The organism is Pedobacter antarcticus (assembly GCF_900112985.1).
In the GTDB taxonomy this organism is placed as follows: Bacteria; Bacteroidota; Bacteroidia; order Sphingobacteriales; family Sphingobacteriaceae; genus Pedobacter; species Pedobacter antarcticus.
Genome location: NZ_FONS01000003.1, coordinates 157470 through 169560 on the forward strand (window position 1 = coordinate 157470; position 12091 = coordinate 169560).

Annotated in this window: 7 protein-coding genes; 1 reads left to right on the plus strand and 6 read right to left on the minus strand. The window is 40.9% G+C overall.

Annotation, left to right across the window (positions count from 1 at the left end):
• Window positions 1-97: 97 nt before the first annotated feature.
• Genes BM192_RS08160 through BM192_RS08170 form a run of 3 tightly spaced genes read right to left on the minus strand, consistent with a single transcriptional unit; the run spans window position 98 to window position 5953 of the window.
• The gene (locus tag BM192_RS08160) at window positions 98-1789 is read right to left on the minus strand and encodes a M1 family metallopeptidase (RefSeq protein WP_037443693.1); all 1692 of its coding nucleotides are present in this window, start codon (window positions 1787-1789) and stop codon (window positions 98-100) included.
• A 12-nt stretch (window positions 1790-1801) separates the two neighbouring features.
• Entirely contained in the window at window positions 1802-3199 is a 1398-nt protein-coding gene (locus tag BM192_RS08165) for an aminopeptidase P family protein (protein ID WP_037443696.1), read from the minus strand.
• Between the two features lie 3 nt (window positions 3200-3202).
• The gene (locus BM192_RS08170) at window positions 3203-5953 is read right to left on the minus strand and encodes a DUF5695 domain-containing protein (protein WP_234797530.1); all 2751 of its coding nucleotides are present in this window, start codon (window positions 5951-5953) and stop codon (window positions 3203-3205) included.
• 306 nt (window positions 5954-6259) lie between these two features.
• Between BM192_RS08170 and BM192_RS08175 the strand changes: the two genes are divergently transcribed.
• Window positions 6260-9322, plus strand: a complete 3063-nt coding sequence (locus BM192_RS08175) for a beta-L-arabinofuranosidase domain-containing protein (protein WP_037443698.1) — start codon at window positions 6260-6262, stop codon at window positions 9320-9322.
• On the opposite strand, the gene BM192_RS08180 is transcribed toward BM192_RS08175, so the two are convergent.
• The 3 genes from BM192_RS08180 to BM192_RS08190 all read right to left on the minus strand — a co-directional run bounded on the left by BM192_RS08180 (window position 9298) and on the right by BM192_RS08190 (window position 12073).
• Window positions 9298-10536 carry an acyltransferase family protein gene (locus tag BM192_RS08180; RefSeq protein ID WP_074963948.1) on the minus strand — a complete coding sequence of 413 codons (1239 nt, stop codon included), beginning with the start codon at window positions 10534-10536 and terminating at the stop codon, window positions 9298-9300. The genes BM192_RS08175 and BM192_RS08180 overlap by 25 nt on opposite strands.
• 86 nt (window positions 10537-10622) lie before the next feature.
• Window positions 10623-11543, minus strand: coding sequence for a LytTR family DNA-binding domain-containing protein (locus tag BM192_RS08185; RefSeq protein ID WP_037443701.1), 921 nt, complete (start codon window positions 11541-11543; stop codon window positions 10623-10625).
• Window positions 11544-11572: 29 nt separating this feature from the next.
• Complete coding sequence (locus tag BM192_RS08190) at window positions 11573-12073, minus strand: GNAT family N-acetyltransferase (RefSeq protein WP_037443705.1); 501 nt, start codon at window positions 12071-12073, stop codon at window positions 11573-11575.
• Between the last annotated feature and the right edge of the window lie 18 nt (window positions 12074-12091).

The window sequence follows — 12091 nt, forward strand, 5'->3', positions numbered from 1 at the left end:
TATTTGCTTTAAATTCTTCAATTACTCTTCTTCAAAGTTAAAGCTGCAGCCTCCCAAACTATTACCTGATATTAACCAATACAACCTGTAATTACACCTATCTCGTTTTAACCGCTTTGATATAATACATTTTCTCAAATCCTTCAACCGTTACCAGTGCCTGCTGTCCTTGATCTAATTTTACCTGTTGCCAGGTTGCCGTCGGAATAATACGCATAGTAGCTGTACCAGCTTTTTTAAGCACCAATGGAAGGTTAAATCCTTCGACTGCACCAGTCCAGCGATGATATAAATTACCTTTGTCTACATAAAACTCCAGAGTGGGGATATTTGTCGTTCTTAAATATTGATCAAAGACCTTTGAATAATCGTATTTCCCTTGTTTCGCGATATAATCTTCTACCTGTGCTGAGGTAATGGTCTGATGATAAAACACTTTATTCAATCCCCGGAGTATTGACCTGAAAAGATCATCGTTATTCATACTGTGGCGAATAGTATGCAGAAGATTTCCTCCTTTAGGATACATATCACCACTTCCCATCTCATTAACGCCATAAGCAGCGATAATTGGTTTGTCATTGCGAATGCCACTACGAATACCATAATTATACATATTACCTGCCTGTTCTCCGAAATGGTAATCCGTAAAAAGTGTCTCACTGTAATTGGTAAATCCTTCATGTACCCACATGTCTGCTAAGTCTCTGGTCGTAATATTGTTTCCAAACCACTCATGACCGCTTTCGTGGATGACTATAAAATCCCATTTCAGCCCCCAGTTTGTACCCGATGCATCTCTGCCCAGGTATCCAAATTTGTACTTATTTCCATAGGAAACTGCCGACTGGTGTTCCATTCCGGTATGTGAGGCATCAATCAGTTGGTAGCCATCCTCATAAAAAGGATAAGGACCAAACCAATGTTCAAATGCCTTAAACATTTTATGAACCTGATCTGGCAGGTAGTCTCCGGCCTTTTCTCTATTGTAATCCAATACCCAATAATTCACATCCAAGGGGCCTTTTTCACCTGCATATTTTTCTTTAAAATTCACATACTTACCGATGTAAGGGATGATACAGTAATTACTGATCGGATTTACTACATTATATTTATAGGTAGTCGTTCCATCATAGTTATCTTTTTTAAACAATAAACGACCATTACCTACCGCAACCAGACTATCCGGCACCGTCATTGTAAGCGACGCACCTTTATCTGGTTCATCGCTTTGGTGATCTTTGTTTGGGTACCACACCGAAGCTCCTAATCCCTGGCAGGCAACAGTCATCCAGGGACGTCCCAAAGAGTCCCTGGTAAAAATAAACCCGCCGTCCCAAGGCGGACGAACAGCTTCATGCACTTTTCCATGATAATAGATATGCACACTATTTTGTTGTTTTAATTCTTGTTTAGGAACCTGGACATACCAAACATTACCTTCTTGTTCAAACTTCAACCGGCTGCCATCTTTATACAATACGCTATCTATAACCAAAGGAACCATCAGGTCAATCTGCATCCTGGTCCGACCGTCGTGGCCTTTCACTACATTGTAAACAATCTTATTCGAACCCTGGATAGTTTTGCTGTTATAATCTGGTTTCAAACCAATTTCATAACGCTGGACATCCCACCAGGTACGTTCGGGTAACAAACTGCCACGTAAAGTATCGGCACGACTGAAAGATTTTCCAGGTTTCAACGTTTCCTGTGCAAAAACGTTGGATTGGCTTAATGGAAAAAGGGACATGCAAAGCAGTCCCCGTAATAATATTCTCTTCATTTCTATAAAATATTAAAAGGCTTCGGCTCTTATGGCCTCAATCTCGTCCGTCGTCATAGCAAGGTGTTTACCCAGCATCTCATGACCGTTAGGGGTAATTAAAAAGTCGTCTTCAATCCGAATTCCCGAGAAATCCCGGAATGCCTCTAGCTTATCGTAATTGATATAGTCACCAAACTGTTTTGAAGCGCCCCATTGATCTATCAATTCTGGGATAAAATAAAGGCCCGGTTCCACGGTAACTACGTAACCAGATTCAAGTTTTTTACCCAGCCGTAATGACTTCAGCCCAAACTGTGTCGTATTTTTATTCAGCTTATCTGTGTAACCCACATAAATTTCTCCCAGATCCTCCATATCGTGAACATCCAGTCCCATCATGTGTCCTGTACCACATTGAAAAAACAGGGCATGGGCACCCAGAGCAACAGCATCATCAATATTGCCTTTCATTAAACCCATATCTTTTAACCCATATGCCAGGGTTTTACAAGCCTTAAGATGAACATCGAGATAAAGCACTCCATTACTCAAGAGCTTAACGGCTTGGTTGTAGGCTTCCAACACGATATCGTATACCTCTTTTTGGTTAGTGGTAAATTTCTTACTGACTGGAAATGTACGGGTCAGGTCACCTGCATAACCCAAAGCAGTCTCCACACCAGAATCATTGAGTACCAATTGGCCTTCCTTTAAAGTATTTCCATAATAATGGTTATGTAAAATCTGCCCCCTGGTGGTAACAATAGCAGGATAAGCCAGCTGGCCACCACTAGCCACAGCGGCCTGTTGTATGGATGCTACAAGGTCTCTTTCTGTCTGCCCGGGTTTAGCAGTCTGCATGATCAAATGGTGGATATCAGCGGAGATAGACGCTGCCTGATTAATCTCATGTATTTCTTCGGCAGATTTTATGGACCGCTGTGCGATAACAGCTTTAGTAAATGTTATGCTGGCGGATCCGGGTAGTTCGTCTATCGCTAAGCCGAGCGCCTGAGATAAACGTATTTTGTTCTCGCTTCGGTAAGGTGGCAAAAAATGTATCTGCCTGCCTTTCGCCCGAGCTCGTCCAAGATAATTTTCTAACTCGGATGAGGCCTGCAGGAAATCCAGTCCAACGGATGCACATTTCTCCTTCAGGGTTTCCTGTCTTCCCATCCATACGATATCATCCAGACTCATTTCATCGCCAAAAACAATTGCTTTTTGCTCATCCAGATCAATCAGCGCCGCTAAATGAGGTTCATTGAGTGCAAAATAGTAGAGAAAAGTACTGTCTTGCCTGAAATGATAGGTATTGTCTTTAAAATTGATAGGGCTTTCTTCATTCCCCATGAAAAGTAAAATGCCGGAACGTAAGGTCAATGCCAACTCATTGCGCCTGTTATTATAAACTTCTTTAGCAAACATATTCTACAGTTTATTTCTTTGAAAAACTACTTCAGTTGCCGCTTCCTGTTGTAATGGAATATGGTAACTTCCTTGCGGTGTTTTTTCTATTTTACTTATTTCATAGGCACCTTTTTCGATCTCGCCGGGCGTTTGTTCATATCTCAGCGACGCAGAAACAGTGAATGCATTACCAGGTGCTAATTTGATATGGACGTCGCCCGATAAAAGGTCATAGGATATTTCAGTGATGCTGCCTGCCTCAAGGTTGATCCATAGGCCTGCAGGGGCAATAAATACTGCGTTTTTAGCTGCAGTAACAGGTTTAACCCTGATCACGTTTTTATCTTTCTCCAGGTTTCCACCAAAACTTAACCAACCAAATTCTTTATGCTCAATTATATAAGTACCTGTGTTAACTGCATAACCGAAGAAACCAGATCCATAATCGCCAGAAATACCATCATTGCGTAAAGTCGAGGGAAAAGCATGAAACGCGGCGGGTGCAAAACCTTCCTCGGTGATATTAGCGATTGAACCCATTAACCCTGCATATCCTGCGCGTAATAAATAAAAGTCATTTGGGTGATTTCGGTAATCGGTTAGAACCGGAATAGAATTCAATGCCGAGCCATAATGATGAATCATTCTTTCTATCCGTTGCAATTTACCGCCATAAAGGAAATCCCAGTAGCGCCTCGCATTTCCGTTATAGGCCCAGTGAGGGATCAGGGGTACATAGGCCAGGATAGCGTTCAGCGTCACCTCTGCTTTATCCTGGAAACCAAAATATGAAGACCACATATATACTTCTTCCTGACCAGTAGAATCCCATGGCATTTCACTCCCAAAAGGATAAGAAAGGGAACGCCAATGCAATGCACGCTTTTTCATCTCTGTTTCCAGATTAGTGGCTAGTTCTGTCATTCCTTCGGCCTGCAGGTCTTTTAAAATTAGTAAAAAAACCGTGCCTTCCATTTGTCCATATTGTGCATAATGTGGCGCAAGCCGGGTCATGGCTAGAGAAGTCTCTGCAGCATGCGTTAAATAGGTCTTCCAACTATCGAAATCGACCAGCCCTTTATAATTTCTGGCCAGGCGGTACATCACCCAATGCGCAGCGGCTACATGGGGATAGTTATAAGAACGACCAACAGAATTAGCTTCTTTAGTCGGCCATGCAGACCATGTTTTGAAATTTATATGCTGATCGTAAGTACCTTTGGGTAAAGAATCGGGCGCATAATAAAATAAGCTCTTTTTCACCCCATATTTTTCCGGTCCATTGGCATATTGGATATGCCCGAACATTGTGCTGTCGGCAAACCGTTTTAATAATGCTATTTCAGCAGCTTTAGGCGATACCAATTGCTTCATCATGGCACCAAGCCAGCTTCCGGCGCCTCCCTCATCACTCAATCCTGCAATCCAGGCACGGTTATCCTGCACCACCTGCTCCTTTTTATCATCATCATAAGTGATTACCGAGGGACTTCTTTTAAAGATAGGGTCAGGCTGGTCGAACCACTGCTTGGTTGTTAAAAAGTTGCCATAATCAGCAATAACCTGGCTTTCCGGTTTAATAACTTTATAATGCATAGTCTGCACTAAACCGTCTTCATAGGTAACAGTTACCCTTGCCCTGCCCCATTTTTTGCCGTTAACAAGGTAGGTTTTCCAATTGTTTTTGGTGTTTTCAGCAGCTTTCAATGTTAAAGCTTCCTGCGGATAGACCGCAATCGATTTTACTGCTTTAGGATAATTGAGGAATAGCTTCGCATTCACATCCTGTGGTAATACATAACCCGGAACCGAAACTGCTACCGGGCGGTGCTGCTGCTGCAATTTGTTTTCTAGGTTTTTCACTTGACCAGCGACAACTAATTTTAAACCTACCTGACGTAGCTCTCCTGGTTTTAACACGATAGAACGTGGCGTATTCCATTGTTCTACCCCCTGCCATTCCTGTTCGGCATAAGCTTTACTGTACACCATCCACTCATAAAAGCCTTCAAACACAATACTGCGTGGTGTTGGATCGTCAAGTAGCGGATTATAAGCTTCGAAGGGGGTGTCACCGTCTGGAAGAACCAATAAAGATGGTGCCAGGCCGCTCAACCGGGTTACTTGCAGGTAACCAGCATCCATACCAATATATGGATCATAAAAAACGTTCTGTGCATGTGCTTCATCCAGCGATTTACCTTCTAAAATATTATTAAAGATCAGCGGAATTCCTAACCCTCCAATCTCCACATTCTTATTACTGATATTTTTAAGTTCAAAGCGCAAAACTAGTTGTCCGTCCTTCATTTCCCAATAACGTCTTACGCGCAAAGGGATATCTGCAGCGAGAGTTGGTGCCAAATCCGAGGCAGCCAACACTTTGCCCCCGCTTTTTAAAACTTTGACAGCGGCACGTTTGGTTGCTGAAGAGTACTTGTGCCAATTCTTCCCTGGAGTCCTTAACATCAGGTTAATATCACCCAAATGATAGAGCCCGTCACTATGCCGAACCTTTAAACGTTCGGAAGGTGTAAAATCAAAATCTTTGACCGCTTTAGAAGACAGCGCAGCAGCGGTTTGCGAAGATTTAACCAGCCTCAACTGCAGATCGCCGGCATCAAAACCAAGCGTACCTTGCGCTAACCCTAAGGTGGCTGGACGGGCCGAAAGTTTTTCCCAGTATTTTTGAGCTATTGCTTGTCGAGGTGTCCCTAAAGTAAATAAGGCCAGTAGAGATAAGCCAGATATAAATCGCAATTTGTTGTGCATCTTTATTTTCATTTAATCAAAACTATAAATTTTGCGATATGCAGAGGTCCTAAAAACCAAAGCGGACAAAATCCGGCAAGCATTGGTTTATTTAAGGCCACTAACTAATACATATCACTAATCTTTAATCGGACACCTGTTAATATCATGTGGTTATTAGGTAAAATAGAATTAAACAAACCCAGGGATTCCGCATAGTTTTATAAAAAATTATCAATCAAAGGAGACACGAAGTCAATGTACGGGGGTGGATAATAAGATTTGGTAATTAAGAGATATAAAGTTTGCCGATTAAAATGATTTAATATGAAAATGCACAAAAAATTCCTAACCGCAATCCTACTTTTCACTGCTTTAATTCCTATAAATACCGCCCAAGCGCAAAATGGAGACCAGATATTAGATGGGATTGGTGAAACGGGGATGATTGCGCGTTATTTGTTTGATGGAAATGTCAAAGACTGGTCCCGGAATAATTTGCATGCCAAATATCAGGGTAACGAAGCGGTTTTTATTAATGATGCTCGGTTCGGAAAAGTATTGCTGCTCTCTGGCGCTAACAACGCTTTTATTACCATTCCCGGAGAAGCATTGGCGGATACTGAATCTATCAGTATATCTGGATGGATAAATTTACGTTCAGAACAACCTGGTCAGCGTTTTTTCGACTTTGGAAAGGATGCCAACAATCATTTTTTTGCAGCACCAGTTGGGACAACTGCTCAAGAAGGTTATCAGGTATTGTTAACAACAGAGAAAAACAATAAAAAAGGGGCTGTCTCCCCCACTATTACCAGGAATAAATGGATTCATCTTGCCGTAGTAATAGATGTTCCTTCAAAATCTATTACTACCTATGTCGATGGCAAGCCTGCAGGTGAAGCAAAGGATATTCTCCCGGATCTAAAAGAAGTGTTTGGCCAGCAGTCAGGAGAAAAAAAACTGCTTTATATCGGAAAATCACTAGTACCTGGAGACCCTAATCTAAATGCCCTGATACATGATTTTCGTATTTATCGTGTTCCCCTGAGCAGAAAACAGATTACGGGGATTTATAATAACTCCCAGAAGGGTATAAATGAAAGTTCGGTAAATGTAGGCAAGTCTGAAGAAGATCTTCCGCATTTTTCTAAAACTACACCACAACTTTATAATACTTATTTGATTCATGTTTCCGATGTGGAGGTGGAAACAGAAGTGGGAAATTTGCCGCGATTACCTAGTTATCTAACGGGAACCTACAAGAATGAAATGAAAGGACCAAAAGTACGCGTTCTTTGGCCTTCTCCTATCGATAATAGTGCAGTCCTTAAGCCCGGACGCTATGCCGTTACCGGACGTATCGCAGGAACGGATTTCCAGCCAAAGGCATATATCACAGTAAAAGGATCCGGCAAATCAAATACGCCAAATTCAACGCTGGAGGAATTTAACCTCAACCAGGTATCTTTAGCAAGCGATGATCATGGCCATGAAACCAAGTTCATCGAAAATCGTGATAAATTTATTACAACACTAGCTAAAACCGACCCAAATTCCTTCTTATATATGTTCCGCCATGCTTTTGGTCAGAAACAACCTGAGGGATCAAAACCTTTGGGCGTGTGGGACAGTGAGGATACCAAGTTACGAGGACATGCTACCGGGCACTATCTTACCGCAATAGCACAAGCGTATGCCGGCACAGGATACGACAAAAAACTTCAGGATAATTTTTCCAAAAAAATGGAATATATGGTGAATACCTTATATGAATTATCAAATTTATCTGGAAAGATGAAAAAAGCAGGTGGTAGTTTTGTGTCCGACCCCTCCGCAGTACCTCATGGGCCGGGAAAATCTGGTTATGATTCTGACCTTAGTCAAGCTGGTATTCGTTCCGATTATTGGAACTGGGGAGAAGGGTTCATTAGCGCTTATCCTCCAGATCAGTTTATCATGTTAGAAAATGGTGCTCTTTACGGGGGCAAAAATAACCAGGTTTGGGCACCCTATTATACCTTGCATAAAATTCTGGCCGGCCTGTTAGATGTATATGAAGTAAGTGGCAATAAAAAAGCCCTTGAAACTGCCGCCGGCATGAGTGATTGGGTATATGCCCGCTTGAGTAAATTGCCGACGGCGACCCTTATAAAAATGTGGAATACATACATTGCAGGCGAATTTGGAGGCATGAATGAGTCAATGGCCCGCCTGTACCGGATTACCGGTGATCAGAAGTATATGAAAACAGCCCAATTATTTGATAATATAAAAGTGTTCTTTGGCGACACAGCACATTCGCATGGACTGGCCAGAAATGTAGATACCTTCCGTGGGCTGCATGCTAATCAACACATACCTCAAATTGTGGGAAGTATCGAGATGTACCGTGTCTCCCACAAGCCGGAATATTATAAAGTGGCCGATAATTTCTGGTATAAGACCGTTAATGATTATATGTACAGTATTGGAGGGGTTGCAGGTGCAAGGAATCCGGCAAACGCAGAATGTTTTATTAGTCAACCTGCAACATTATATGAAAATGGATTCTCTGCAGGAGGGCAAAATGAAACATGCGCGACCTACAATATGCTAAAATTAACAAGTAGCTTGTTTCTCTTCGACCAGCGGGCAGAGTTAATGGACTATTACGAGCGTGGATTGTACAATCATATTCTGGCTTCTGTAGCAAAAGATAGCCCCGCAAACACTTATCATGTCCCGCTCGGCCCTAGTTCTATCAAACAATTTAGCAATCCAGATATGACAGGCTTTACGTGTTGCAACGGTACAGCAATAGAGAGTAGCACCAAGTTGCAAAATTCAATTTACTTTAAGAGTAAAGATGACCAGGCACTTTACGTGAATCTATATATACCCTCAACACTAAATTGGACACAACGTAATATTACCATAGAACAAACAACAAATTTCCCAAAGGAAGACCATACCCGATTGACTATCAAGGGTAATGGAAAATTCGATATTAATATGCGTGTGCCGGGCTGGGCTACCAAAGGATTCTTCGTGAAGATCAACGGTAAAGAACAAAAGCTTCACGCTGAACCGGGCAGCTACGTGAAAATAAACCGTAAATGGAAAGATGGCGATATTATAGAGTTAAAAATGCCGTTCGAATTTCATCTGGATCCAGTTATGGACCAGCAGAATATAGCTAGTTTGTTTTACGGACCCATACTGCTGGCAGCACAAGAGCCCGAAGCTAGAAAAGAATGGCGTAAAGTAACCTTGGATGCTAAAGATATAAGCAAGTCAATTAAAGGCGATCCGCAGCAGTTAACATTTACGATTGGTGATGTAGTTTTTAAACCGTTTTACGAGACATACGGGCGTAATTCTGTTTACTTAGATTTCACTTTAAAATAAGGCATGGTGATCTCCTTATTAGTACATCTGCGCCATCCTTCTATTTTTCCTAAAAAAAAGCTTACAGCCCAGCTTGCCCCTACCGAAATAACAAATGTAATAGTAAACTTAAGTATTACAGGCAGATCTATATAGGTTAGAACAAATTGGCACCAGACGACAAAAATATAATGGATCAGGTAAATACCGTAGGCATTATCAGAGAGCTTTTGCCACCAGGGGCTTATAGAATTAAATACTTTTCGGAACAGCACCAGAAATGCTAAACTGCTAAATACGCAAGACAATATCCATATTGACCGGTAAATTAAGAAAGCTTGTACCTCACTTAACTTTTGCTGTTTATATATAAGGGTTAATGGTGCTTCAATAGATTTCAGCAATAAATAAGTTAAAATGCATCCGGCTACCCATAAAAACCATTTCTTAACGAAGAAGCTATTCTCCCCAAAGATCCCCTGATCAATCCCGGAAGTACCAAGAATAATCCCGATGATGAAAAAACTGAAATACAGAAGAACCCTGGATACCTGAAAATCGAAAGGTCCAACTCCGGTCCAGGTTCCGGCCCCGGACAACATTACCATTGGAACATAGCTTAACCACGCGACCAGATAGAAACCCAGGATAATTTTTAATGGTCTGTGTGCATGATTACCAATGCTGCGCCCAATCCTTTTCATAAGTGATTTGACCAACGGAAATAAAATTGCAAATACCAGGTTAAATAAAAACAGAAGCCAGATAAACCACATTGGGCCTGCCGGCCAGGATTCGACAGTAAAAAAATCGATAATATAGCTGCGCAAGTTAAAATTTCCATATGCGAGATAATAAGATGGAAGGTAAGCAATGAGCATAGGCACTGTCGAGCCAAATAGAAATGGAATAAACAACCTATAAAATCTATCAGAAATAAACGATGATTGCCCTTTTTTTTGAATACTGCTCATTAAAAAGATCCCTCCTATTAGAAACATAAGAGCCATAAAGAAAATGTCATTGAAATCCTCAAAATAATCCATTCCCAGCCAACGTGTAATATCGACAACAGGATTAGTTGAACTGACGTACATTTCTTTGTTAAAAGTAGCAAAAGTAGTGTAGGCCAGGGAAGAGTGGTGTGCGACAACCAATAAGGTTAGAAAGCCTCGTAAATAATCCAGCCAAGGATAGCGTAGTGTATTTGAGGTGCGATTAATTGGAGAATTCATATGTCAAACTTAATCAAAGCTCATCATTGCGATCGAAACTTGTTACCAGTAACTAAAGTTTGTGATGAATAGCAACCATCTAAAAATCAGTCCATTCCTAGTTCTTTATATAATCGATCAAAAATCCCCAGATTGTTTCTGGAAACCGGAACTGTTTCTTCCGTTCCCTGAAAAGATAGCAGATATCCTTGTGAATTACCCGCCACATGATTTACCTGCCCGATATTGATCAGGTAAGTCCGATGACATCTGATCAGATTACCAATACCAGAAATTTGTAACTCAAACTGTTTTAACGAAATCCTTTTGAGCTCCTTTTTTAACCCGTCACTATTTCGCGTAGTTATTTCAATATAATTTCCTTCAGCACGAGCGAACAAAAACGCCGAAGGGTTGAAGTTGAAATCATCCATTCTAACATGCGCTTTGATAAAAACTACATCGGGCTGCACCTGTATATCATTTTCTTCGATCCCCTGAAGATTATACTCTTGCTTCCGGTTTTCCTGCGACCTGAAATAATAATTTGCAAAAAGGAAATACGAACTGAACAGACCACCGGCCAGATAGGTATTTCTAATTTCTTCCCATAAATACCGCAAAGACCAGTTATCTGGATTATTATAAATCAAATCTCTTAACAAGAAGCTCACCACTCCGATAATCAAGAAAATACTGGCCAGAGAAAAAAACAGATGGAAAGTTATCTGTCCATTGTCTAGTAATTCTTCATTTTTAACATACCCAACTATCTTAAAATAACCTATAAATATAAGAGCCGGGGATACAGCATGCACTAAACAGGTAAACAGATATGAATATTTAAGTTCCGCTTCATTAACAACAAAAGGTTTAAAAAGGAAAAGGAACAGCAAGGTTACTGAAAATAATAAACCAGCCATTTTCGCAGTTTTATTCAGCTGGTAAATATCATACAGATACATCTGTTTACCCAACCCTGTTATATACTGCATTTTAGTATTCCGCCCCTCGTTATATTTAGTCATATATATAGGTCAAATAACTAACTACAAACCTAATCGTCGGCTATTACTTTCTGAAAAGCATCTCTGGGAGTTCCATCGCTTACATATATAATTCCGCAGTAAGCAAAGCCACTGTTCTTCAGGAAATTTTGCATTGGAATATTATCGTGATTGGTATCAACTCTGACATTATTGATGCGGCTAAAAGCAAATTCGAATGCTTTTCTTGCAATCCCTTTTACCGTGCCTGATGAGGCCAACCTATGTATAACACCATATGGCGCATTATTGAGCCAGTCGCCTCCTTCAATTACTTTATAGTTTGGATCGGGATCACTTCCCATTATAAAACAAAAGTAACCTGCAATTTCTGCATCTTCTACACACACAAAAGCGTGTTGATTAAGAATATCTGCTTCTATAATTTCCCTTGACGGGTAGCCATTGATCCATTGCGTTTGATTACCATTCTCTCGCATGATACTTTTCGCCTGGTCAATAATGAACATAATCTGACTAATATCTTCTAATCGGGCGGCAATAATCTCCATCGTAAATTTTAAATAAGT

What these genes read in the sequence shown, in the direction of transcription:
- BM192_RS08185 (WP_037443701.1), bottom strand. Translation starts at nt 11,543, where the DNA reads ATGACTAAATATAACGAGGGGCGGAATACTAAAATGCAGTATATAACA.
- BM192_RS08165 (WP_037443696.1), bottom strand. Translation starts at nt 3,199, where the DNA reads ATGTTTGCTAAAGAAGTTTATAATAACAGGCGCAATGAGTTGGCATTG.
- BM192_RS08190 (WP_037443705.1), bottom strand. Translation starts at nt 12,073, where the DNA reads ATGGAGATTATTGCCGCCCGATTAGAAGATATTAGTCAGATTATGTTC.
- BM192_RS08160 (WP_037443693.1), bottom strand. Translation starts at nt 1,789, where the DNA reads ATGAAGAGAATATTATTACGGGGACTGCTTTGCATGTCCCTTTTTCCA.
- BM192_RS08175 (WP_037443698.1), top strand. Translation starts at nt 6,260, where the DNA reads ATGAAAATGCACAAAAAATTCCTAACCGCAATCCTACTTTTCACTGCT.
- BM192_RS08180 (WP_074963948.1), bottom strand. Translation starts at nt 10,536, where the DNA reads ATGAATTCTCCAATTAATCGCACCTCAAATACACTACGCTATCCTTGG.
- BM192_RS08170 (WP_234797530.1), bottom strand. Translation starts at nt 5,953, where the DNA reads ATGCACAACAAATTGCGATTTATATCTGGCTTATCTCTACTGGCCTTA.